The 24,467-nt window shown below is 62.2% G+C and carries 22 protein-coding genes; 18 read left to right on the plus strand and 4 right to left on the minus strand.

Features of this window, described 5'->3' with window-relative positions:
- Positions 1–13 precede the first annotated feature (13 nt).
- From paaG to ACQ4W6_RS06605, 15 genes are all read left to right on the plus strand, one after another.
- A complete protein-coding gene (gene paaG, locus ACQ4W6_RS06535; RefSeq protein WP_436566374.1) occupies positions 14–805 on the plus strand; it encodes a 2-(1,2-epoxy-1,2-dihydrophenyl)acetyl-CoA isomerase PaaG in 792 nt (263 codons plus the stop codon).
- 1 nt (position 806) lies between these two features.
- The gene (paaH, locus tag ACQ4W6_RS06540; RefSeq protein WP_436566375.1) at positions 807–2,387 is read left to right on the plus strand and encodes a 3-hydroxyacyl-CoA dehydrogenase PaaH; all 1,581 of its coding nucleotides are present in this window, start codon (positions 807–809) and stop codon (positions 2,385–2,387) included.
- Positions 2,377–2,823, plus strand: a complete 447-nt coding sequence (gene paaI / locus ACQ4W6_RS06545) for a hydroxyphenylacetyl-CoA thioesterase PaaI (protein WP_436566376.1) — start codon at positions 2,377–2,379, stop codon at positions 2,821–2,823. Before paaH ends, paaI begins: the two co-directional genes overlap by 11 nt.
- 69 nt (positions 2,824–2,892) lie before the next feature.
- The gene (gene paaK / locus ACQ4W6_RS06550; RefSeq protein ID WP_436566578.1) at positions 2,893–4,221 is read left to right on the plus strand and encodes a phenylacetate--CoA ligase PaaK; all 1,329 of its coding nucleotides are present in this window, start codon (positions 2,893–2,895) and stop codon (positions 4,219–4,221) included.
- Positions 4,222–4,252: 31 nt separating this feature from the next.
- Positions 4,253–5,458, plus strand: a complete 1,206-nt coding sequence (pcaF, locus tag ACQ4W6_RS06555) for a 3-oxoadipyl-CoA thiolase (RefSeq protein ID WP_436566377.1) — start codon at positions 4,253–4,255, stop codon at positions 5,456–5,458.
- A gap of 90 nt (positions 5,459–5,548) precedes the next feature.
- Entirely contained in the window at positions 5,549–6,700 is a 1,152-nt protein-coding gene (locus ACQ4W6_RS06560; protein WP_436566378.1) for an ABC transporter substrate-binding protein, read from the plus strand.
- An 84-nt stretch (positions 6,701–6,784) separates the two neighbouring features.
- Positions 6,785–7,663: a branched-chain amino acid ABC transporter permease gene (locus ACQ4W6_RS06565; protein WP_436566379.1), complete on the plus strand. Its 879-nt coding sequence runs from the start codon at positions 6,785–6,787 to the stop codon at positions 7,661–7,663.
- Positions 7,660–8,655, plus strand: a complete 996-nt coding sequence (locus tag ACQ4W6_RS06570) for a branched-chain amino acid ABC transporter permease (RefSeq protein WP_436566380.1) — start codon at positions 7,660–7,662, stop codon at positions 8,653–8,655. The genes ACQ4W6_RS06565 and ACQ4W6_RS06570 overlap by 4 nt, the downstream gene beginning before the upstream one ends.
- Before the next feature lies 1 nt (position 8,656).
- The gene (locus tag ACQ4W6_RS06575) at positions 8,657–9,412 is read left to right on the plus strand and encodes an ABC transporter ATP-binding protein (RefSeq protein WP_436566381.1); all 756 of its coding nucleotides are present in this window, start codon (positions 8,657–8,659) and stop codon (positions 9,410–9,412) included.
- Positions 9,409–10,152 carry an ABC transporter ATP-binding protein gene (locus tag ACQ4W6_RS06580; protein ID WP_436566382.1) on the plus strand — a complete coding sequence of 248 codons (744 nt, stop codon included), beginning with the start codon at positions 9,409–9,411 and terminating at the stop codon, positions 10,150–10,152. The genes ACQ4W6_RS06575 and ACQ4W6_RS06580 overlap by 4 nt, the downstream gene beginning before the upstream one ends.
- Before the next feature lie 28 nt (positions 10,153–10,180).
- Positions 10,181–10,795 (plus strand): phenylacetic acid degradation protein PaaY, encoded by a 615-nt coding sequence (gene paaY / locus ACQ4W6_RS06585; protein WP_436566383.1) that lies wholly within the window; start codon positions 10,181–10,183, stop codon positions 10,793–10,795.
- Between the two features lie 21 nt (positions 10,796–10,816).
- The gene (paaZ, locus tag ACQ4W6_RS06590) at positions 10,817–12,868 is read left to right on the plus strand and encodes a phenylacetic acid degradation bifunctional protein PaaZ (RefSeq protein ID WP_436566384.1); all 2,052 of its coding nucleotides are present in this window, start codon (positions 10,817–10,819) and stop codon (positions 12,866–12,868) included.
- Positions 12,869–13,231: 363 nt separating this feature from the next.
- A complete protein-coding gene (locus ACQ4W6_RS06595; RefSeq protein ID WP_436566385.1) occupies positions 13,232–14,497 on the plus strand; it encodes a hypothetical protein in 1,266 nt (421 codons plus the stop codon).
- Between the two features lie 10 nt (positions 14,498–14,507).
- Entirely contained in the window at positions 14,508–14,912 is a 405-nt protein-coding gene (locus ACQ4W6_RS06600) for a type 2 periplasmic-binding domain-containing protein (RefSeq protein ID WP_436566386.1), read from the plus strand.
- A 62-nt stretch (positions 14,913–14,974) separates the two neighbouring features.
- Positions 14,975–16,555, plus strand: a complete 1,581-nt coding sequence (locus ACQ4W6_RS06605) for a methyl-accepting chemotaxis protein (protein ID WP_436566387.1) — start codon at positions 14,975–14,977, stop codon at positions 16,553–16,555.
- On the opposite strand, the gene ACQ4W6_RS06610 is transcribed toward ACQ4W6_RS06605, so the two are convergent.
- Both ACQ4W6_RS06610 and argH read right to left on the minus strand, forming a co-directional pair.
- Positions 16,552–17,775, minus strand: coding sequence for a M24 family metallopeptidase (locus ACQ4W6_RS06610; RefSeq protein WP_436566388.1), 1,224 nt, complete (start codon positions 17,773–17,775; stop codon positions 16,552–16,554). The genes ACQ4W6_RS06605 and ACQ4W6_RS06610 overlap by 4 nt on opposite strands.
- 105 nt (positions 17,776–17,880) lie before the next feature.
- On the minus strand, positions 17,881–19,278 hold the full coding sequence (gene argH, locus ACQ4W6_RS06615) for an argininosuccinate lyase (RefSeq protein WP_436566389.1): 1,398 nt from the start codon (positions 19,276–19,278) through the stop codon (positions 17,881–17,883).
- Positions 19,279–19,553: 275 nt separating this feature from the next.
- Here argH and ACQ4W6_RS06620 point away from each other — a divergent pair, with 275 nt between their 5' ends.
- Complete coding sequence (locus ACQ4W6_RS06620) at positions 19,554–19,751, plus strand: hypothetical protein (RefSeq protein WP_436566390.1); 198 nt, start codon at positions 19,554–19,556, stop codon at positions 19,749–19,751.
- Between the two features lie 151 nt (positions 19,752–19,902).
- On the opposite strand, the gene ACQ4W6_RS06625 is transcribed toward ACQ4W6_RS06620, so the two are convergent.
- Positions 19,903–21,291 (minus strand): YfcC family protein, encoded by a 1,389-nt coding sequence (locus ACQ4W6_RS06625; RefSeq protein WP_436566391.1) that lies wholly within the window; start codon positions 21,289–21,291, stop codon positions 19,903–19,905.
- An 8-nt stretch (positions 21,292–21,299) separates the two neighbouring features.
- The gene (locus ACQ4W6_RS06630; protein WP_436566392.1) at positions 21,300–22,436 is read right to left on the minus strand and encodes a succinylglutamate desuccinylase/aspartoacylase family protein; all 1,137 of its coding nucleotides are present in this window, start codon (positions 22,434–22,436) and stop codon (positions 21,300–21,302) included.
- Between the two features lie 197 nt (positions 22,437–22,633).
- On the opposite strand from ACQ4W6_RS06630, the gene ACQ4W6_RS06635 reads away from it, so the two are divergent.
- Both ACQ4W6_RS06635 and ACQ4W6_RS06640 read left to right on the plus strand, forming a co-directional pair.
- A complete protein-coding gene (locus ACQ4W6_RS06635) occupies positions 22,634–22,996 on the plus strand; it encodes an SRPBCC family protein (protein ID WP_436566393.1) in 363 nt (120 codons plus the stop codon).
- A 133-nt stretch (positions 22,997–23,129) separates the two neighbouring features.
- Positions 23,130–24,383, plus strand: coding sequence for a cyanophycinase (locus ACQ4W6_RS06640; protein WP_436566394.1), 1,254 nt, complete (start codon positions 23,130–23,132; stop codon positions 24,381–24,383).
- The last annotated feature ends 84 nt before the right edge of the window (positions 24,384–24,467 follow it).

Here is a 24,467-nt window from a genome sequence, read left to right on the forward strand (position 1 = left end):
AGCGAGACACGCCATGACCTACCAGAATATCCTCTTCACCATCGAGCAGGGCATCGCCACGCTGACCCTGAACCGTCCCGACAAGCTCAATAGCTTCACGCAGGCCATGCACGAGGAAGTGCGTGATGCGATCGCCCAAGTCAATGCCGACAAGTCCGTGCGCGTCTTTGTGCTGACGGGTGCAGGGCGCGGCTTTTGCGCCGGTCAGGATTTGTCCGACCGTGCCGTGGCGCCGGGCTCAAAAGGCGTGGACCTGGGCGAGTCGGTGGAAAAGAACTATGCGCCGCTGGTGCTGGCCCTGAAGGCCTTGCCGATGCCGGTGATCTGCGCCGTCAACGGCGTGGCCGCTGGCGCAGGTGCCAACCTGGCGCTCGCTTGTGACATCGTCATCGCCGGAAAGTCGGCCAGCTTCGTGGAAGTGTTCTGCAAGCTGGGCCTGATTCCGGACACGGGCGGCACTTTCTTCCTGCCGCGGCTGATCGGTTCGGCGCGCGCCATGGGCCTGGCCATGCTCGGTGAAAAACTGACGGCCGAAAAAGCCGAAGACTGGGGCCTGATCTGGAAATGCGTGGAAGACGCGCAACTGTTTGATGAAACGCAAAAATTGGCCGTGCACTTTTCCACCGCGCCGACCAAGGGCCTGGCCCTCACCAAGCAGGCACTGGCCGCCAGCGGCGCCAATACCTTGCCGCAGCAGCTTGCGCTGGAAGCGCGCATGATGAGCGAACTCGGTAACAGCGACGATTACCGCGAAGGCGTTGCCTCCTTCATGGAAAAGCGCACGCCGCAATTCAAGGGACACTGATATGACCGAATTGGCAAACAAATTGGCAAACGACAGTATCGTCGCCGTCATCGGCAGCGGCGCCATGGGTGCCGGTATAGCGCAGGTGGCCGCAGCCGCCGGCTATCGCGTCAAACTGTACGACACGCGCCCTGACGCCGTCAGCAAGGCGCTGGTGGACATCGCCAGGATGTATTCCAAACTGGCGGAGAAGGGCCGCATGACGGCAGGCGAAGCCGCCGCTGCCACGGCGCGCCTGCAGGCGGCCGGCAGCTTGAGTGATATTGCTGATTGCGCGCTGGTGGTGGAAGCCATCGTGGAAAACCTCGACGTCAAACGCGGCCTGTTCGCCGACCTGGAAGCACTGGTGGCGGACGACTGCATCCTGGCGACGAATACCTCGTCGATTTCCGTCACGGCCATCGCCGCCAAGCTGCGCCGTCCGGAACGCCTGGTGGGCATGCATTTCTTTAACCCCGTACCCTTGATGGCGCTGGTGGAAGTGGTCGAAGGCCTGGCCACCAGTAAGCAAGTCGCTGCCATCGTCTACGACACCGCCATCGCCTGGGGCAAGAATCCCGTGCATGCGAAATCGACGCCGGGCTTCATCGTCAACCGCGTCGCCCGTCCATTCTATGCGGAAGGCTGGCGATTGCTGAACGAGCAGGCGGGCGACGCTGCCACCATCGATGCCGTGCTGCGCGAAGCGGGCGGTTTCCGCATGGGGCCATTCGAATTGATGGACCTGATCGGCCACGACGTGAATTTCTCCGTCACGCAATCGGTGTTCGGCGCCTACTTCAACGACCCGCGCTTCACGCCGTCCGTCCTGCAGCAGGAAATGGTGAATGCGGGTTTCCTGGGCCGCAAATCGGGTCGTGGTTTTTACCAGTATGGCGAAGGCGCGGCCACCCCCGTGGCGCAGGCGGAAAGCGCGCAGCCCATGCCCGAATTCGTCGCCCTCTCCACCGCCATTGGCAGCGACGGACGTGGCCATAGCGGCATTGTCCACAGCCTGGTGCAGCGCCTGGAGCAAGCGGGCATCACCGTCAGCCGCCGCGTCATGCAGGATGGCCAGGCGCACGATGAGGCACCCGCCCTGCATTGCAACGGCGCCGCGATCTACCTCACCGATGGCCGCAGCGCGACCCAGCGCGCGCACGACAACCAGCATCCGGACACGGTGCTGTTCGACTTGGCGCTCGATTACGCTGCTGCCCGTCGCATCGCCGTGACGCGCGCCGACCAGTGCAGCGATGCCGCCTACGCGGCAGTCGTCGGCCTGTTCCAGGCGGCCGGCTTTACCGTCACGCGCCTGGACGACGTGCCTGGCCTGGCCGTCATGCGCACGGTCGCCATGCTGGCCAACGAGGCCGCCGACGCCGTCAACCAGGGTGTGTGCACGGTGGCCGCCGTCGATATCGCCATGCAGAAGGGCGTCAACTATCCGCGCGGACCGCTGGCCTGGGCCGACCAGGTGGGCATCCAACACATCGTGACCGTACTGCAGCACCTGGCGCTAGGCTATGGCGAAGACCGTTACCGCGTCTCGCCGCTGCTGCGCCGCAAACTTGCCACTGGAGCCTCGTTTTATGCCGAATGAAGATCGCAACCGCAGCGCCCAGGCCCTCGCAGAAGCCGCCGCCGCCTCCATGCTGTCGCGCGATAACGCCACTGCCGCCATGGGTATTGCCCTCGTCGAAGTGCGGCCCGGCCATGCGCGCATGAGCATGACGGTGCGCGCCGATATGCTCAATGGCCACCAGACTTGCCACGGTGGTTTTATTTTCGCCCTGGCCGACAGCGCCTTCGCGTTTGCCTGCAACAGCTACAACATGAATACTGTGGGCGCGGGCTGCAGCATCGATTATCTGGCGCCAGGCCGCGAGGGCGACGTGTTGACGGCAGATGCCGTCGAGCAGGCGCTGGCGGGCAAGAGCGGCATCTACGACGTCAAGGTCAGCAACCAGGAAGGCCGCGCCATCGCCCTGTTTCGCGGCAAGTCGATCCGCGTGGCCGGTGAAGTCATTAGCGCTTGACGCAATACAAGAGCAGGTTTGAACTGCCGCCACGGTTTGCATAGTTAAAGAATTAAACAGGAGACAATGATGGTCCAACGTACCCCAGCCCCGAACGACCTCGAACCGATCGAGCGCGCCAGCAAGGATGAACTGCAGGCGCTGCAGCTCGAACGCATGCAATGGTCGCTCAAGCACGCCTATGACAACGTGCCCCACTACCGCGCCGCTTTTGACGCGGCGGGCGTGCATCCGGACGACCTGAAATCACTGGCCGACCTGTCCAGGTTTCCATTCACGGACAAGAAGGTCTTGCGCGACAATTATCCATTCGGCCTGTTTGCCGTGCCGCGCGAGCAAGTGGTGCGCATTCACGCATCGAGCGGCACCACGGGCAAGGCCACGGTGGTCGGGTATACGCAGAACGATATCGACACCTGGGCCAATGTGGTGGCGCGCTCGATTCGCGCCGGTGGCGGCCGTGCGGGCGACATGGTGCATATCTCCTACGGCTACGGCCTGTTCACGGGCGGCCTGGGCGCGCATTATGGCGCCGAGCGCCTCGGTTGCACGGTCATCCCGATGTCGGGCGGGCAGACGGAAAAGCAGGTGCAGCTGATCCAGGATTTCAAGCCATCGATCATCATGGTCACGCCGTCGTACATGCTCAACATCATCGAAGAATTCACGCGCCAGGGTCTCGATGCCGCTGACTCCTCGCTGAAGGTGGGCATTTTTGGTGCCGAACCATGGACGGACGCCATGCGTTCGGAGATCGAGGCGCGCGCCGGCATCGATGCGGTCGACATCTATGGCCTGTCTGAAGTGATGGGGCCTGGCGTGGCGTCCGAATGCATCGAAAGCAAGGACGGCCCGGTCATCTGGGAAGACCATTTTTACCCGGAGATCATCGACCCGGAAACGGGCGAAGTACTGCCGGACGGCGAAGAGGGCGAACTGGTGTTTACCTCGCTGTCGAAAGAGGCGCTGCCCATCATCCGCTACCGCACGCGCGACCTGACCCGTTTGCTGCCGCCGACCTCGCGCTCGATGCGCCGTATCGGCAAGATCACGGGCCGTTCGGACGACATGCTGATCATCCGCGGCGTGAACGTGTTCCCCACGCAGATCGAAGAGCTGATTCTTAAAATGCCGCGCCTGGCGCCGCAGTACCAACTGGTGGTCACGCGCGATGGTCACCTGGACAAGCTCGAAGTGGTGGCCGAACTGCGCATCGACCTGACGTCCACCATCTCGGCCGGCGAGACCGACGCCCTGGCGCGCGAACTCGAACATCGCATCAAGACGCACGTGGGCGTGAGCACGCGCGTGCGCCTGGTGGCCGCTTCCGGCATCGAACGCACCCTGACGGGCAAGGCCAGGCGCGTGATCGACCAGCGCCCGAAGATTTTCTCTTAAGACATTGACGACGCATTTACCAGGACTGACCATGAACGAAGCTTTTATCTGTGATGCCGTGCGCACTCCCTTCGGCCGCTACGGCGGCGCGCTGGCCAGCGTGCGCGCCGATGACCTGGGTGCGCTGCCGATCGCCGCGCTGATCGCACGCAATCCATCCGTCGACTGGGCCGCCATCGACGATGTGTTCTATGGCTGTGCCAACCAGGCCGGTGAAGACAACCGCAACGTGGGCCGCATGGCCGCGCTGCTTGCCGGCTTGCCGGTCGACGTGCCGGCCAATACCATCAATCGCCTGTGCGGCTCCAGCCTGGACGCCGTCGGCCTGGCAGCCCGCTCAATCAAGGCGGGCGAAGCGAACCTGATTATCGCTGGCGGCGTGGAAAGCATGACACGCGCGCCATTCGTGATGGGCAAGGCCGATAGCGCCTTCTCGCGCGCGGCGAAAATCGAAGACACGACCCTGGGCTGGCGCTTCGTCAACGGCAAAATGAAAGCGCAGTACGGCATTGACACCATGCCCGAGACGGCGGAAAACGTGGCCGTGGAATTTGGCATCAGCCGCGCCGACCAGGATGGTCTGGCCTTGCGCAGCCAGCAGCGCTGGGCTGCGGCCCACGCGGCCGGCGTGTTCGAGCGTGAAATCGTGCCTGTGGCCGTGCCGCAGAAAAAAGGCGAGCCGAAGATGGTGACGGCGGATGAACATCCGCGTCCCGACACCTCGCTGGAAATGCTGGCAAAGCTCAAGGGTGTGGTCAAGGCGGATGGCACGGTCACGGCCGGCAATGCCTCGGGCCTGAACGACGGCGCCTGCGCCATTTTGTTGGCGTCCGCCGCCGCTGTCGATAAATATCAATTGAAGGCACGCGCAAAAGTGCTGGGCATGGCTACGGCGGGTCTCGCGCCGCGCATCATGGGCTTCGGACCGTCGCCGGCCACGCGCAAGGTGCTGGCGCAAACTGGCCTCACCATCGAACAGATGGACGTCATCGAACTCAATGAAGCGTTTGCCGCGCAGGCGCTGGCGGTCACGCGCGACCTGGGCCTGGCTGACGATGCGGCGCACGTGAATCCTAACGGCGGCGCCATCGCCATCGGCCACCCGCTGGGCGCATCGGGCGCGCGCCTGGTGATGGCCGCCCTGAACCAGCTGGAGCGCACGGGCGGGCGCTATGCGCTGTGCACGATGTGCATCGGCGTGGGGCAGGGGATTGCAGTCATCATCGAAAGAGTGTAAGAAGTAAAACAAGGCGCAAGATAGCGCTAATAAGCGTAAAAAAAGCGCCAATAATTAATTGACCGTAGTGCCAACCTGGTGGAGACCACAATGATTGCCAATATCTTCAAGAAAACCCTGATCGCCGGCGTGCTTGCCATGTCTGCCTTGGGCGCGCATGCGGCCGATAATATCAAGATCGGTTCCGTGTTGTCCGTCACTGGCCCTGCTGCCTTCCTGGGCGACCCGGAACTGAAAACCCTGCAGCTGTATATCGAGAAAATCAACGCAGCCGGCGGCGTCCTGGGGCGCAAGCTGGAACTTGTGCATTACGACGATGGCAGCGATGCGGCCAAGGCGAACGGTTTTACCAAGCGATTGATCGAGTCGGACAAGGTCGATGTGCTGATCGGCGGCACGACCACGGGTGCGACGATGGCGATGGCACCGCTGGTGGACCGCGCCAGCATGCCGTTCATCTCGCTAGCCGGTGCCGTGGTGGTGGTCGACCCGGTCAAAAAATGGGTCTTCAAGACGTCGCATACGGACCGCATGGCGGCCGAGAAGGTGTTTGAAGACATGAAGAAGCGCGGCATCAGCAAGGTTGGCCTGCTGTCGGAAACGAGCGGCTTCGGCGCCTCGGGCCGCAAGGAAGCGCAGACCAGCGCCTCCCAATATGGCATCACCCTGGTGGCCGACGAGACTTACGGTCCGAAGGATACCGACATCACGGCGCAGCTGACCCGCATCAAGAATACGGCTGGCGTGCAGGCCGTATTCGTCTTCGGCCTGGGCCAGGGGCCGGCGGTGGTCACCAAGAACTACGGCCAACTGGGCATGACGGCGTTGCCTTTGTACCAGTCGCATGGCGTGGCGTCCGACGAGTATTTGAAACTCTCGGGCAAGGCCGCCGAAGGCGTGCGCCTGCCGACACCAGCGCTCCTGATCGGCGCCATGCTGCCCGATAGCGACGCGCAAAAAGCCATCGTCGTCGCCTATGGAAAGACCTACAAAGAGCGCTACAAGATCGACCCGTCGACCTTCGGCGGTTACGCATTGGATGCTTTGAACCTGTCGGTGGACGCCATCAAGCGCGCCGGCGGCACGGACCGCGAAAAAGTGCGCGCGGCCCTGGAGCAGACCAAGGGCTTTGTCGGTACCACGGGCGTGTTCAACATGTCGCCGAAAGACCACATGGGCCTCGATTTGTCCGCGTTCCGCATGGTGGAAGTGAAAAACGGCGAGTGGCAGTTGCTGAAGTGATGTAAACGCCGTACGCAACAAGTACAGCGGCGCGAGGCCGCCCTCGAAGGCGGTCCGCGCACAGCCGAACATAATGGAGGCACCATGGAAGTCGCTCAATTTCTACAATTTTTGTATTCCGGGATGACGGTCGGTTCCGCCTACGCGCTGGCGGCGCTGGGCTTTACCATCATCTACAACACCAGCGGCGTGATCAATTTCGCCCAGGGCGAGTTCATCATGCTGGGCGGGATGCTGGCCGCCGTGATGTCCGCCGCCGGCGTGCCGCTGCCGCTGGCCATCATCCTGGCCGTCATCGCCACGGGCCTGGTTGGCCTGCTGATGGAAAAAACCGTGATCGAACCGGCGAAAAATGCGCCGGTCATCAACCTGTTAATCATCACCATCGGCGCTTCGCTCGTGCTGCGCGGCCTGGTGCAAATCTGGCTGGGCAAGGATACGCACTCCTTGCCGGCGTTCTCGGGCGATGCGCCGATCGAGTTCCTGGGTGCCAGCCTGCTGCCGCAAAGCCTGTGGGTGCTGGGCGTGACGGTCGTCATCGTGCTGGTGCTGGGCTGGTTCTTTGGCCGCACCCTGATGGGCAAGGCCATGCTGGCCACCTCGCACAACAAACTGGCTGCGCAACTGGTGGGCATCAACACGCGCAAGGTGCTGCTGTTCTCGTTTGGCTTGTCGGCCCTGTTGGGCGCGGCCGGCGGCATCCTGGTCGCGCCGATCACCTACACCTCGTATGACGCGGGCATCATGTTGGGCCTGAAGGGCTTTGTCGCCGCCGTACTCGGTGGCCTGGGCGGCGGCGCGGGCGCCATCGCTGGTGGCCTGATCCTCGGCATCGCCGAAGCCATGACGGCCGGCTATATCTCGTCGGCCTACAAGGATGCCGTGCCTTTCGTATTGATACTGCTGATCCTGTTCTTCCTGCCGCAAGGCTTGTTTGGCGCTAAAAATTCGGAGCGTGTATGAAGACGCAGTTGCCAACATTCTTTACCCGCTCGCGCCATGGCGGTTTGCTGTTGCTGGCCGTGGTGCTGGCCATGCTGCCCCTGTTCCTCACTAACGCGTTCTACTATGACGTAGCGATCCGCATCGCCCTGAACGCCATCGTCGTCATCGGCCTGAATCTGTTGATGGGCTACACGGGCCAGATCAGCCTGGGCCACGCGGGCTTCTACGGCCTGGGCGCGTATGCTTCGGCCGTGCTGACCACGCACTACAACTGGCCGCCGTTGGCCGCATTGGCCGCCGGTGCCGTCGCCACGGGCTTGCTGGCTTTGCTGCTGGCGCGCCCCGTGCTCAAACTCAAGGGCCATACCCTGGCCATGGCGACGCTGGGCCTGGGTATCATCATTTCCATCGTCATCAACAACGAGACGCAATGGACGGGCGGCCCGGATGGCATCGGCGTATCCGCCTTTACGGTGGCCGGCCTGGAAATCGCTGGTGAAAAATCGTGGTATCTGGTGTGCGCCGTGCTGCTGTTGCTGGTGACATGGCTGGCGCTGAACCTGATCGATTCGCCCGTCGGGCGCGCGTTACAAGCCATCCATGGTTCGGAAGTGGCGGCCCGCGTGGTGGGCGTCGACACGACCCGCTTCAAGGTGCGCGTGTTCGTACTGTCTGCCGTCATCGCCAGCATCGCCGGCAGCATCAGCGCCCATTACATCGGTTTCATCACGCCCAACCTGGCCGGTTTCTTCCACTCGATCGAGCTGGTGACAATGGTGGTGGTGGGCGGCATGGCGTCGGTCTTCGGCTCCATCATCGGTGCGGCCCTGCTGACGATTTTGCCACAACTGCTGTCCAGCTTCGAGGGCTGGGAAACGGTGGTTTTCGGCGTGATCCTGATGGCGACCATGATCTTCATGCCGAAAGGCCTGGTGCCGAGCCTGGCCAGCCGTTCGCGCAAGCGGGCAGCGACGCCCAAGGCGCCAGCCAAACCAGCGCAGGAGGCGTGAAATGCTGACGATTAAGAACCTGAGCAAGAGCTTCGGCGGCGTGCACGCGGTGCAGGATGTCAGCTTCACCGTCAAGGAAGGCAATATCCATTCCGTGATCGGGCCCAATGGCGCGGGCAAGACGACCCTGTTCAACTTGATTACGGGCGTGTACACGCCGAGCAAAGGCGAGATTTTGCTCAATGGCGAAAACGTGGCCGCCATGCCGCCCGATGCGCTGGCGCGGCGCGGCATGAGCCGCACTTTCCAGAATCTGCAAGTGTGCATGAACATGACGGCCATAGCCAATGTGATGGTGGGCGCGCATCTGCGCCTGAACCAGAACCTGTTCGCCTCCATGCTGCGCCTGCCGTCCGTGCGCCGCATGGACGCGGCTTGCCGCGACGAAGCGGCCAGCCTGATGGAGTTTGTTGGCGTGGGCCGGCATATCGACGACGAGGCGGGACAGATGTCGTATGGGGCGTTAAAACGCCTGGAAATCGCCCGCGCGCTGGCGGCCAAGCCGAAGGTGCTGCTGCTGGACGAACCGGCGGCGGGCCTGAACCACACGGAAACGGGCGAGATCGAAACGCTGATACGCAAGGTGGCGCAATCGGGCGTGACGGTGGTGCTGGTCGAGCATGACATGAAGTTGGTGATGAATCTGTCGGACCATATCCTGGTGCTCGACTATGGCAAGAAGCTGGCCGAAGGGACCGCCGCCGAAGTGCGCGCGAACCCCGACGTCGTGGCGGCGTATCTGGGAGTGGCGGCATGATGTACGAAAAAACGCAGGAAAAAACGCAAGCTCCGCTGGTGCTCGATATCGCCGGCCTGACCAGCCATTACGGCCGCATCCAGGCCTTGCACGGCATCGATTTGCAGGTGCGCCAGGGCCAGCTGGTGGCGCTGGTGGGCGCCAACGGCGCCGGCAAGACAACCTTGCTGCGGGCGATTTCGGGCGTGCAGCCGATCAGCGGCGGCACGATACAGTTTGCGGGCCAGGACGTGAGCCGCATGAGCGCCGACAAGCGCGTGCGCAGCGGCATTTGCCAGGTACCGGAAGGACGGCAAGTGTTCGGACCCATGACGGTCGAGGACAATCTGCGCCTGGGAGCCTTTACGCGTCCTGTGCAAGATGTGGCGGGCGACATGGAGCGCATGTATGGTCTGTTCCCCATCCTGAAGGAAAAGCGTTTGCTGCTGGCCGGTACGCTCTCGGGCGGGCAGCAGCAGATGCTGGCCATGGCGCGCGCGCTGATGGGCCGCCCGCAACTGCTGTTGCTCGATGAGCCGAGCATGGGCCTGGCGCCGCTGCTGATCGCGGAAATCTTCCGTATCGTGGCCGAACTGCGCGAGCAGGGCATCACCATTTTCCTCGTCGAGCAGAATGCCCATGCCGCGTTGTCGATCGCCGACGTGGGCTATGTGATCGAGACGGGTGCCATCACCCTGTCTGGCCCTGGCCCTGAATTGCTGCACAACGAACAGGTGCAGAGCGCGTATCTCGGGATGTAACCCGGCATGTAAAGAACAAGGAGTTCGTATGGTCAAAGTCTATGAAATCAACGGCGTCACCCCCGTCGTCCACCCGAGCGCCTACGTGCACCCGTCGGCCGTGCTGATCGGCGACGTGATCGTCGGCCCGCGCTGCTATATCGGCCCACTGGCCTCGATTCGCGGCGACTTCGGCCGTTTGATCCTGGAAGAGGGCGCCAACCTGCAGGATACCTGTGTCATGCACGGCTTTCCCGGCTGCGACACGGTGGTCGAGGTCGATGGGCATATCGGCCATGGCGCCGTGCTGCATGGTTGCCGCATTGGCCGCAACGCTCTGGTGGGCATGAACGCCGTAGTGATGGATAACGCCATCATCGGCGCTGAATCCATCGTTGCCGCCATGAGTTTTGTCAAGGCGGGCATGATCGTCGCGCCGCGCAGCATGGTAGTGGGCACGCCGGCGAAGGTGATACGCGCGCTCACTGACGATGAAATCAAATGGAAAAGCTCGGGCACCCGCCAGTACCACGAACTGGCCGTGCGCTCCATGCACACGATGCGCGAGGTGGAGGCCCTGACGGAAGTCGAGGCGGACCGTCAACGCCTGAATTTTGAATCAGCGCTGCCGCTGCACTTGCATAAAAACGCCGCGGCGCAGTAAACCAACATAGGAGTAATACATATGGCTCAAATATCCACCCTGCAAAGCCTGATCGCTGGCCGCTGGCTGGGCGAGGCCGCCGCCGTGCCCTTGCATAGCGCCTTGAACAACCGCGTCATCTATCACACGCACGCCGAGAAGATCGACTTCGACGAAGCCGTCACGTATGCGCGCAAGACGGGCGTGCCTAGCCTGATGGCGCTGGATTTCCAGCAGCGCGCCGCGCGCCTGAAGGCGCTGGCCCTGTATCTGGTCGAGCGCAAGGAAGAACTATATGCTATCTCCCACTTGTCGGGCGCAACGCGCGCCGATAGCTGGGTCGATATCGAGGGCGGCACGGGTACCTTGTTCGCCTACGCCAGCATGGGCAGCAACGAGCTGCCGTCGTCGAACGTGCTGCACGAAGGCCCGGCCATCGCGCTGGGCAAGAAGGGTGGCTTCGCCGGTACGCACATCCTGGTGCCACGCGGCGGCCTGGCTGTGCACATCAACGCCTTCAATTTCCCCATCTGGGGTCTGCTGGAAAAATTCGCGCCGAGCTTCCTGGCCGCCATGCCCTGTATCGCCAAGCCAGCCACGGCGACGAGCTACCTGACGCAAGCCGTCGTGCGCATGATGCACGAATCGGGCTTGCTGCCGGCCGGCAGCCTGCAACTGGTGATCGGCTCCACGGGCGACTTGCTGGACCGCCTGAATGGGCAGGACTTCGTGACCTTTACGGGGTCGGCCGCCACGGCCGCCAAACTGCGTACGAATCCAAACCTGATCGCCCAGTCCGTGCCATTCAACGGCGAAGCCGATTCGCTCAACTGCGCCATCCTGGCGCCTGACGTCACCCCAGACGATGTGGAATTTGACCTGTTCGTCAAGGAAGTCGTGCGCGAAATGACGGGCAAGTCGGGCCAGAAGTGCACGGCCATTCGCCGCATCATCGTGCCCGAGCACCTGATGGACGCTGTCGGCACGCGCCTGCGCGAACGCCTGGCCAAGGTGGTGGTGGGCGATCCGTCCATCGAAGGCGTGCGCATGGGCGCGCTGGCCTCTAAAGAACAGCAAAGCGACGTGGCCGAACGGGTCGCCACGCTCTCGCAAGGCAACGAGGTGGTGTTCGGTGCGGCCGACGGCTTCAATCCTCTGGGCGATGGCGCGCACGATGGCAGCTTCTTTTCGCCGACCTTGTTGCTGTGCCGCGACGCCTTCGGCAACGACGCCGTGCATGACGTGGAGGCGTTCGGCCCCGTCAGTACCATGATGGGCTACAAGGATGTCGACGAGGCGTTGGCGCTGGCCGCACGCGGCAAGGGCAGCTTGGTGAGCACTCTGGTGACGCGTGATCCGAAAATCGCCGCGCGCGTGGTGCCGCAAGTGGCGGCCACGCATGGCCGCGTGCATGTGCTCGAGCGCGTCGCTTCCGTTGATTCGACTGGCCATGGCTCGCCATTGCCGCAACTGAAGCATGGCGGCCCCGGCCGCGCGGGCGGCGGCGAGGAACTGGGCGGCGTGCGCGCCGTGCGCCATTACTTGCAACGGGCAGCGGTGCAAGGTTCGCCGACCATGCTGGCGGCGATCACGGGCGAGTACGTGCGCGGCGCGGACGTCAATGAAAGCCCGATCCATCCGTTCCGCAAGCACTTCGAGGATTTGAAGACGGGCGACTCGCTGCTCACGCACCGCCGCACCGTCAGCGAAGCCGATATCGTCGCCTTCGGCGGCATTTCGGGTGATTTCTTCTATATGCACTTCGACGAGATCGCCGCGAAAGAATCGCAGTTCGGCAAGCGCATCGCCCACGGCTACTTCGTGCTGTCGGCCGCCGCCGGCCTGTTTGTCTCGCCCGGCGTCGGCCCCGTGCTGGCCAACTATGGCCTGGACAACCTGCGTTTCGTCGCCCCGGTCGCTATCGGCGACACCATTCGCGCACGCCTGACGTGCAAGCGCAAGGTCGACCGCAACCGCAAGGACGTGTTTGGCGTGGGCCAGGGCGTGGTGGCGTGGGACGTGCAAGTGACGAACCAGAACGATGAGTTGGTGGCCAGCTACGATATTTTGACGCTGGTGTCGAAGCACGAGTAAAGCAGGGGCCAAGCTGGCGCGCCGGGCAGGGCGCCAGCACATAATTCCCCATTGAACTATCCATAAGTGTATGAAAAATATAGCGTAAGTGTGGTTTTTCACGGCGTGCTATTTAGATAAACCCCTCTAGAAATCGTGTTTTTCCCGTGAAAAAAGACGAAATCGCTCATTGCCTCAAGAAAACTTTCCAAAGTAAAACTTTTTCTCTGTAGCATGGTTTTACTCACTGGTCACGTCGCCATATACGCCACACATGGCGAGGGCGGCGCGAAAAAAACGGACCTGGCCTTTTACGGCTGGTGAACCATCGACCTCGAGTCCCACTCCACGATTAATGTTCACCGCTACGGGTATTTAATTACTATGAATAAACACGTCCTGATTTTCTTGCTGGCCATGCCCCTGGCCAGCAGCCAAGCTTACGCCGAAGATGCCGTCAACGGCCCCACCGTCAAGATCAGCGGTTACGGCACGGCAGCACTGAGCGTGGCCGATACCGATAACGCGCAGTTTGCGCGCCCCAACCAGGCCAGCGGCGCGGGCCGCACTGCCCGCACGGGTGTCGATTCCAACCTGGGCTTGCAGGCGAATGTCACCGTCAATCCATGGCTGTCGGCCACCGTGCAGGGACTGGCGCGCAAGGATGGCGAAAATGACTTTGGCGCCGAACTGGCCTGGGCCTTCGCCAAGGCCAAGGTATCGGACAGTTTCAGCGTGCGCGTCGGCCGCATGGGCCTTCCCGTCTTCATGATTTCCGATTACCGCAATGTGGGCTATGCCAACACCATGTTGCGCCCGCCCGGCGAAATGTATTCGCAGGTGCCCCTCAACAGCATCGACGGCATCGACGGCACCTACCAGTTCAACGCGGGCAACACCAGCGTCACCACGCAGCTGGCGCTGGGCCGCACCAAGGCCACTCTGGCAACGGGGCCTGATTCGACCGTGCACGTGGAAGGAAAATCCATCGTCGCCCTCAACGTGGTGGCCGAACACGGCCCCGTCACCTTGCGTTTCGGCCGGGCCGAGACCAAGTTGAGCATCAACGATTCGCCGAGCCTGAACACGTTGATGGGCAGCTTGCGTGCGGCCGGCAGCGGTTACAGGATTGCCCAGTTGGGCACCCTGGCTGAGGCGCTGGAGGTAAAGGACAAGAAGGCGTCATTCACCTCCGTGGGGCTGGCGTTGGACTGGAACAATGTATTGCTGCAGTCCGAATATGCCAAGCGCAAGACGGACAGCTATGTCAGCGATAGCACCTCGTGGTACGTGATGGGCGGTTACCGCATGGGCGCCTTTTTGCCGTATTACAGCCATGCCAGCCTGAAGGCTGACGGGCGCGTGAATAACACCGTGCCGGCGGCCTGCCCTGCCGGCTATCCCGCCGCCTGCACGCCGATCTTGCGCGCCTTGTCGGCCGGCGTCGACACCCTGGCTTATATGCGCAACCAGCTGGAGCAATCGACGGACAGTATCGGCGTACGCTGGGACTTCCACCGCTCGGCGGCCCTGAAAGTGCAGATCGACCGCATCAAGCCAAAAAATGGTCCAGGCCTGTTCGTGCAAGCCAAGCCCGGCTTCCATGGTCCCGTCACGGTGGCTGCCGTCGCCATCGATTTTGTTTTCTAAGGAGCGCCGCATGAACCCCCTTATTTTTGCGGCTGCCTTGCTGGCCTTGTCGATCACCGTTCCCGCCATGGCCGAAGTGGTCGTGGTGGTTAATCCGAAGAGCGCTGCTGGCGCCATGACGAATGAGCAGGTAGCGCAATTCTTCCTCGGTAAATCGACGGCAATGACGCCGATAGACCAGCCGGAAAGCGCGCCCGTTCGCGCCGAGTTCTACAAGAAGGTGGCGGACAAGGAACCGTCGCAGGCCAAAGCGCTGTGGTCCAAGCTGGTCTTCACGGGCAAGGCGACCTTGCCAAAAGAAGTGGCCAGTAGCGCCGACGTGAAAAAGGCGGTGGCCGCCGATCCGAAAGCCATCGGCTATATCGAGAAGAGTGCCGTCGACGGCACGGTGAAAGTGGTGTTGACGACGCCGTAAGAGCCTGCGCGGGCCGTGCACCACGCTACGGCCCGAAAATAGATAAAAATCAGGAGACAGCAATGAGCATCAAACGCAAGATATGGGCGCTGCCTGTCGTCTCGGCCGTGATTTTCGGACTGGGGCTGGCGGTCAGCGCCTATCTGTCCACGGCCACGCTCAATTCCATCCACGCCACCGAAAGCGCCGATTATCCCGCGCTCGACATGGCCAAGTCGCTGAGCCTGGATGTGGCTGCCGTTGGCGACGTCCTGCGCGACGCCGTCAGCGAAGGCGACAAGGAGCGCATCGGGCAAGTCGATGCCCAGGCCGTCAAGCTGCGCGCCAAACTGGCTGCATTTGCAGCTATTCCCGGCCAGCGCGAGCATGGGCGGCGCCTAGCAAAGGAATTCGATACCTACTATGCACCGGCCCTGAGTGCGGCGCGCATCATGCTGGAAATGGAAGAGGGCGACCCGCAAGCGACCGTGGCGCGCATGCAGGGTGCGCTGGCGGTGCTCAATGCCGACCTGGCGAAGACCAACGAACAGGCACAGGCGCAGTTCAAACTGGGCATAGAACGCAGCGCGGCCAACGTGCGCAATGCGCTCAATACCAGCATTGCCGTGGCGCTGGCCGTCATCGTCTGCCTGGTAGCGGTGTCGCATTTCGTCGTGCGCGCCATCTGGCAGCAACTGGGCGGTGAACCCGAATATGCGCGCCAGATTGCACGTGCCGTAGCCGATGGCGACCTTGCTATGCAGATCGTGACCGAGGCGGGCGACCAGGCCAGCCTGCTGGCGGCGCTAAAGGAGATGCGCGCCAAGCTCGGTAGCATGGTGTCTGACATCAAGGCCTCGGCCGAAACCATCCAGGTGGCCAGTGCCGAAATCGCCCAGGGCAATGCGGATTTGGCCGCGCGCACGGAATCACAGGCGGGCAGCCTGGATCAGACGGCGCGCAGCATGGACAGCTTGACGGCGACTGTGCGCGACAACGCCGCCAATGCGGGCCAGGCACACACGCTGGTGGTGTCGGCGTCGTCGGTTGCCGTGAAGGGCGGGCAAGTGGTCAACCAGGTGGTCACCACTATGGGCGAGATCAACGCTTCGTCAAAACGCATCGTCGACATCATCGGCGTCATCGATGGCATCGCCTTCCAGACGAATATCCTGGCGCTGAATGCGGCCGTGGAGGCGGCACGCGCGGGTGAGCAGGGGCGCGGCTTTGCCGTGGTGGCGTCCGAGGTGCGCAACCTGGCGCAGCGCAGTGCCGCCGCGGCGCGCGAGATCAAGCAATTGATAGGCGATTCGGTGGCCAAGGTGAATGTCGGCTCGAAGCTGGTTGACGAGGCGGGACTGACCATGGGACAGATCGTCGATTCCGTGAAAAAGGTGGCCGACATCATGGCCGAGATCAGTGCTGCCAGCCAGGCGCAGAGCGCTGGCATCGGTGACATTGGCGTGGCCATCGCCAGCATGGACCAGATGACGCAGCAAAATTCCGCGCTGGTGGAAGAAGCGTCGGCCGCAGCCGAATCGCTGCAGGAACAGGCAGTGCAACTGGGCACGGCGCTGGCCGTATTCAAGCTGGCGCAGGCAGGCGTGCCGACGATCGCCACCGTGCCGATGGCGCGGCGGCTAGTGTTGACGCAGGCCGCTTAGGCCTGCAGGCCGAATGGATTGTCGATGCTGTGCGCAGGTTCGGTGAACCAGCGCGGACCATGTTCCGTCATGTAAAAATGGTCTTCGTGGCGGATGCCGAATTCGCCGGGGATGCAGATCATCGGCTCGTTCGAGAAGCACATGCCGACGTCGAGCAGCGTCGTGTCATTGCCCACCAGGTAAGGCCACTCATGGATATCGAGGCCGATGCCGTGGCCCGTGCGGTGCGGCAGGCCGGGCAGCTTGTAGCCGGGGCCAAAGCCGTCTGCTTCCAGTGACACGCGTGCTGCGCGGTCGACGTCGCCGCAGGGTACGCCCAGCTGCGCGGCGGAGAACGCGGCTGCCTGCGCCGCTTTTTCGCTGTTCCACACGCTGCGCTGGCGTTCGCTGATGGCGCCAAACACATAGGTACGCGTGATGTCGGAGATGTAGTTCATCACCTGGCAGCCCGTGTCGATCAGCACCGTGTCGCCTGCCTTCAGTGTCTGCACGTAGCTCACGCCGTGCGGATAGGCGGTCGCCTCGCCGAACAGCACGATGCAGAAGTACGAGCGGGGCGCTCCCACCTTGCGGTGCGCGCGCTGGATGAATTCTTCCACTTCCACCGTCGTGATGCCTTCATACAGCATGCTGGCCGTGACCACGTGCACGGCCAGGGTCATGTCCATCACGCGCTGCATCAGGGCGATTTCCGCCTTTGACTTGCGGCTGCGGCAGTATGCCGTCACGGCGCGCGCATTTTCCAGCGCGTAGCCGGCAGCCAGTGGACGGACGCCGTCGTAGATGAAGAAAGCTGCGCTTTCGCAGATACCCACGCGCGGCGGCTTGGCCGCATCCTGCGCGACACCCATGCGCGCCAGCACGTCGACGAACAACTGATATGGACTTTCATGCTCTTCCCAGCAATTGACACGGCCTTCGACGAGCATGAAGCCCTTCAAGGTACTTTCCTCGAAGGCGGGGGCGATGTATTCGAGCGCTCCGCTGGCCGGCAGGATGGCGCCCACCATGCGTTCGCTGGCATACCATTTGGTGCCGGTGAAATAGGTGAGATTGGCGCCCGCGTTCAGGTAGATCGCGGCGATGCCTTGCTCGCGCATGAAGGCTTGCGCTTTGGCGATGCGTTGCGCGTGTTCGTCTTTGCCGATGGCGACCATGCCGGAGGTCATGTCCGATAACGATGCCAATGCCTGTTCGATGGAAGTGCCGCCTATGCTCATACCTGCTCCTGCAGAAAATTCACTGAGGGCGATATGATAGCAGCCGCCCCTGGAAAGGAGGCGGCTGGGAGAGGGACAGCGAGCGCTGTTACCCGGGGATTGCTGTTACTTTTCCAGCTGCGTGCGTACGCGGGCGATCGCGGCGCGCACCTGGCGCGGCGCGGTGCCGCCCACGTGGTCGCGCGCGGCGACGGAGCCTTCCAGTGTCAGTACTTCGAACACGTCTTCGCCCATCAGTGGCGAGAAGGCGCGCAGCTGTTCCAGTGACAAGTCGGCCAGGTCGCAGCCGGCATCGACGCAAGCGCGCACGGCCAGGGCTACCGCTTCATGGGCGTCACGGAATGGCAGGCCTTTCTTGACCAGGTAATCGGCCAGGTCCGTTGCCGTGGCGTAGCCTTGCAGTGCTGCCGCACGCATCGCTTCCGGTTTGACCGTGATGCCGCCGGCCATGTCGGCGAAGATGCGCAAGGTATCGATGACGGTATCGACGGTGTCGAACAGCGGTTCCTTGTCTTCCTGGTTGTCCTTGTTGTAGGCCAGCGGCTGGCCTTTCATCAGGGTCAAGAGGCCAATCAAATGGCCGTAGACGCGGCCCGTCTTGCCACGCGCCAGCTCCGGCACGTCCGGGTTTTTCTTTTGCGGCATGATCGACGAGCCGGTGCAGAAGCGGTCGGCGATGTCGATGAAGCCGATGCGCGGGCTCATCCAGATCACCAGTTCTTCAGCCATGCGCGACACGTGCATCATCAGCACGGCGGATGCGGCGCAAAATTCGATGGCGAAATCGCGGTCGGAAACGGCGTCCAGCGAGTTATGGCATACATCGTCGAAACCCAGGGTCTTGGCCACGCGCAGGCGGTCGATCGGGAAGGTGGTGCCAGCCAGTGCGGCGGCGCCCAGTGGCAGGCGGTTCACGCGCTTGCGGGTATCCATCATGCGCTCGGCATCGCGGCCAAACATTTCAACATAGGCCAGCATATGGTGGCCGAAGGTGATCGGCTGCGCCACCTGCATGTGGGTGAAACCCGGCATGATGGTGTCGGCATGCTGCTCGGCCAGGTCCGTCAGCGCGCTGCGCAGGGTGTCCAGCAGGGCGGTGATGTCATCGATGGCGGAACGTACATACAGGCGGATGTCGGTGGCCACCTGGTCGTTGCGCGAACGGCCCGTGTGCAATCGCTTGCCAGCATCGCCTACCAGTTCAGTCAGGCGTTTTTCGATATTCAGGTGGACGTCTTCCAGGTCCAGCAGCCATTCGAACTGGCCGGCGGCGATTTCCTGCGAAATTTGCGCCATGCCGCGCTCGATTTCAGCGTAGTCGGCCGGGCTGATGATGGCTTGCGCATGCAGCATTTCCGCATGGGCCAGCGAACCTTCGATATCGAACAGCGCCAGGCGCTTGTCAAAAAATACAGAGGCAGTGTAGCGCTTGACGAGGTCCGAGACCGGTTCGGAAAACCGGGCCGACCAGGCTTCGCCCTTTTTGGAGAATTGATCAGTCATGAGAGAAGTCCTTTAGTGTAGGGCGATTATAAACAAGGTTAGCCTGTGGTAGGGCTTTTAGGCGGCTGGAAGGCGTGGAAATGGCCTGGAATGGGGCGTACAGGCGTCAAATGGCGTTAGCGGGACGTCTCCGTGCGTCTCATCCGGGCTTTTTGTATTCTGTCCCGCAAATCCTGCGTTTTGTCGCAATCGGATGGCGGTTCAGGGGTGATCGGCCTACAGTTCAATCATCGCAGGACAAACAGCAACGCACCCTCAACCTAAAGGAAAACATCATGAACATCGCTAAAAACATGGAAGCCATCTTCGTTGCCATCATCGCCATCGCCGCCGCTACCAGCCTGGCCACCGCCGCCGTGCCGAAGTTCCGCGCCGCTCCAGTCACCATTGTTGCCAGCGCCGATAACGCCACCATGCATACCGTATATGTCAGCGCCAAGCGCCTGAGCGCCGAGGAAAAAGCCGCCCTGTAATCGCGGTCATGTCATGCAGGCAGCAGTCCTCGCAGTAGCAGTAGCAGTAGCAGCAAGCAGCACACCATCACAGGCAGTCAGGACGGGCGGCGCCCCCGGTTCTTGCTGATGGAACGCTATTTTCCTGATCTGTACAAGGACGGGTGAAGCACTACTGCCAGTGCATCAGGCACGGCGGAATAAGCAGTAACAATGCCAGCACCAGATAAATCAGCTGCAGCGGGATCATCCACTTGGCCCACGTGATCCACGGTACGCGCGCCAGGGCCAGCACGCCCACGGTGATGCCGGACGTCGGGATCATCGGCGTGGTGAATTCGCCGAACTGGAAGGCCAGGATGGCGGTCTGGCGCGTCACGCCCACCAGGTCGGCCAGCGGCGCCATGATGGGCATGGTCAGGGCGGCCTGGCCGCTGCCGGAATGGATGAAGAAGTTGATCACCGACTGCATGAAGAACATCTTTTGCGCGGCGAAGACGGGGCTGGACGAGGCCACCAGTGGCGTGAGCGCATGCAGCATGGTGTCGATGATTTGCGCGTCGCGCGCCAGGATCATGGTGCCGCGCGCCAGCGCGATGACCAGCGCCACGCTGACCATGTCGCGCGCGCCCTGCACGAAAGACGCCACCAGACTGTCCATGTCGAGTCGGCCGACCAGGCCGACAACGATGGCCATCACCAGGAACAGGGCAGCGATTTCATCGATGAACCAGTCGTACTTGACGACGCCGACGACCATCGTCAGCAAGGTGGCCATAAAAATCCACAGCACGGCGCGGTGCGTGCGCGTCATGCCGGCAAAGCTGTCCAGGTCCATCGAGTGGTCGCTGCGCTTTTCAATGTCGAGCAGGTAAGTGGGGCTTTTTTCGGGATGGCGCTTGATGCGCGCCGCGTACCACATCAGGAAAATGATGCTGACAGCCGTGGCGATGCTCCACACGATCAGGCGGTAGCCGATGCCGGAAAAGATCGGCACGCCGGCGATGCCCTGCGCGATGCCGACGTTAAACGGGTTCAGAAAGGCGGCGGAAAATCCCACTTGCGAGCCGATGAAAGGAATCGATACGCCGGTGATGGTGTCGTAGCCCAGCGCCAGCGCCAATGGCACGAAGATCAGGATGAAGGGGATGGCTTCTTCGTTCATGCCGAAGGTGGCACCGCCGAGGGAAAACATGGTGAAGAAGACGGGGATGATGGCGGCGCGCACGAAGCGCGAACTGGTGTGCGCCTTGGCGATCGCCTTGATCAGGGAGTCGAAGGCTTCGGTTTTTTGCAGCACGGCGAAGGCGCCGCCGACGATCAGTATGAAACCGATGACCAGACTGGCGTCGACGAAGCCCTTGATGGGTGCCATCATCAAGGCAGCCAGGCCTTGCGGCTTGTTGTCGACATAGTGAAAAGTACCGGGGATGATCAACTGCTTGCCGTTTACCAGCTGGGTGTCGAACTTCCCGCCCGGTACCAGCCAGGTCGCCAGCGCAATCATGGCCAGGATGGCGCATAGCAGGACGAAGGTATTGGGTAGCTTGAATTTTCTCATGGTGCTCACTATTGGCTCAACAGGCTGCCACCGCGGAAGGCGACGGCGCCAGCGACTTTGCCGACATTCATGCCGCGCAGGACGTGGCGGTGGGCGCTGCGCGCGAAGAATACACCGGCGACCGTGCAGCGCAAAGTCGTCGTCTCGCCACTGACGGGGTCGATCAGGTCGGCCAGCGCATCGCCGGCGGCCAGCATGTCACCCATTTCGCGCAGATACACCAGCACGCCGTGATGCGGCGCGAGGATCGGTTCCACCCCCGCCAGCGGCGTTGCCTCGCACTGTGGCGCAGGAAGATTGTCGCCCGCGCCGGCGATGTCCAGCACGCCCTCGATGGCCAGGAAGCGCAACAGGGCGGTCGCATCGCGTTCGGCCAGGGCGTAGCTCACTTCCACCTCGCCGCGCAATTCGACGGTGGTCGACAGGCAGGCGGCGGGTATCGGATAGCGGCCGCCAAAGTGGGCCTCGAGATCCCACCACAGGCGGCTGCACGCTTCGTCGAACGGCTCTTCGCCGGCCGCCAGTTCGAGCAGCACGGCGCGTGCGCCCAGCAGGGCGGACAGGGGCGCGATCTGCGCCGCCAGCGGCGTGCCCGTATAGATATGCAGGGACGCCTCATTGTCGCAGTGCAGGTCGAGCACGATGTCGGCGTCGATGGCCATGCCCAGCAAGGTTTTTTTCAACACTTCCGCATCCGTGCCTGGCTGCCACGTGGCAACGGCAGCGCGTGCCTGCTGGCGTATCAGCTCTACGTTGGCCTTCGCATCCTGCCCCAATTTTCCATCGAGCGTGGTTTTCAGTTCATCGGCCACATGGCGGTAGGCGCGGTTGAAGTTGATGCCGGTTGTCAGGTCGAAGCGGCCGAACGGTGCGCCGTGGATGGCTTGCGCCAGGCCGATCGGGTTGGCGGCCGGCACCAGGATGATTTCGCCATAGATCTTGCCTGCCGCTTCCAGCGCCAGCAATTCGCGGCGCAGGAATTGCGACACCAGCATGCCCGGTACTTCATCCGCATGCAGGGCTGCCTGGATATAGACTTTCTTGCCGCTACGGCTGCCGGCAGCGGCTCCTCCAAAATGAAAGCTGCTCAATTGGTAGGTGGCGCTGGCGTGCGGCGTGGAGATCGGGTGCTGTTGTACCTGCATGATTAGGTTGCCACGGTGGGGCAAGGTTGGTGGATTTCGAACGATTATGTAGCATAGTTTTCACTAAGTAAATCAATGTAAATCCTTTTGCAAAAATCTGTTGAGTTTTCTTTTTGATATGAGTAGAGTGGATTCCAGCGAACAGTTTCCGCCATTCATTGTTCACACTGCATGCAAAACAACAGGTCGCCAGCGTCATGAAGTCCCCCACCAGCCCTGCCAGCACCATCGCCACAGCAGCAGCGCTGTCGTCGCCCGATGCTGCATTTGCGCAGCCGGCGCTGGGCATCGAGGAACTGGCCGAGAGTTGCCAGGTATCGGGTGCTACCATCAGCGGCTTCTCCATCAAGTTCATTCAGGAGTGCTTCCCCATGCATATCGAAAAACGCGTCTGCATCGCAGTCCCGCCCATGGTCGTCGAGCAGATTTTGAGCGAGGTCGACCGGTGGCATCTCTGGGACCCGGACACCAGGCAAGCCCGACTCAATGGGCCATTCGCAGTTGGAGCAAGGGGCCGGCTAACCCCCTGCAAAGGCATGGGTTATTATTCCATTTCGTGAGGGACTTCCGCGCACCATGCAGTCACTTAAGTCGTATGCCGAGCAGCGCCACAAGCCCTTCAATAGCGGTGCCTAACTGTTCGTCGGCACTCATGATCGGCGCGCGCCACTTTCCTTGCATTCGAAAGGCACCATGAAATTATCCACAAGCCTGTATCACACATGGCGCGCCGCGCTGCTGTTCGCGTTGGCGTTTTGCAGCTATCCGGTTGCAGCAGCGCCCGCCGGCAGTGCCATCGGCAGCGCACCGCAGGGCACCCTCGTCATCATCGGCGGCGGCCTGCGCGCCAACAATGCCGAAGTCTGGCAGCGCATCGTTACCCTTTCTGGCGGCAAGGGTGCGCGCATCGCCGTACTGGCGTCGGCCTCGATCAATCCTGAAAAATCGGGCCAGAGCATTATCGGCAAATTGAATCAATATGGCGCCGATGCTTTTTTCGTGCCGCTGGGCGTTAAGCTGCCCAATAGCGATTACCGCAAGGCCGCCGAAGATCCGGCCATCGTGACGCAGATCAAGTCGGCCAGCGGCATTTATTTTGCGGGTGGCGACCAGGGGCGCATCACGCAGGCGCTGCTGCGCCCGGACGGCAGCCGCACGGCCGCGCTTGAAGCCATCTGGTCGGTCTACCGCAACGGCGGCGTCATCGCTGGTTCCAGCGCCGGCGCCGCCATCATGAGCACCACCATGTTTTATGATGCCAAGCCGGTGCTCGACATGCTCAAGATGGGGGTCACGGATGGCCGCGAGATTGCACCCGGCCTGGGCTTTATCGGCAGCGATGTTTTTGTGGACCAGCATCTGCTGGTGCGCGGGCGCTTTGCGCGCATGATTCCCGTGATGCTGAAAAAAGGCTATCACCTGGGGCTGGGCATCGATGAAAACAGCGCCATGGTGGTCGACGCCATGCGCGACGTGGAAATTATCGGCTACAGCGGCGCCTTGCTGATCGACTTGTCTGGCGCCATCAGCGACCGTGGCGTGAAAAATTTCAATATCAGCAATGCCGCCATCAGCTACCTGGACCGGGGCGATAAATTCAACCTCGTCACGCGCGTGTTTACGCCGTCGCCGGACAAGGCCGACAACAAGCTCGATCCGAACCAGCCGGATATGCGCGAGCCCGTATTTACCAACGATATCCTCGGCAATAACGCCGTGCTGGACCTGATGGGCAACCTGATCGACAACGCACAGCAGGAAGCCATCGGCATCGCCTTCGGCAATCCGCGCGACCCATATCCGGACCTGGGCTTCGAGTTCAGGTTCAGCAAGACCGTCAACAGCGTCGGCTACAGCTCGACCGAGGCCGAAGCTTATTCGGTGCTCAAGCTGCGCCTGGACATCCGGCCGATCCAGCTGCGTCAACCCTTGTATCGCTACAAGTAACTCTGCCGTCCCGTGATGCTGGCCGATTCTCCAGGCCGGCGTCCCCTCTTCGCCTGCATGCTGCGCTTTCAAAGCGCCCCGCCT

Source organism: Janthinobacterium woesei, from assembly GCF_051380875.1.
Taxonomy (GTDB): Bacteria; Pseudomonadota; Gammaproteobacteria; order Burkholderiales; family Burkholderiaceae_D; genus Janthinobacterium.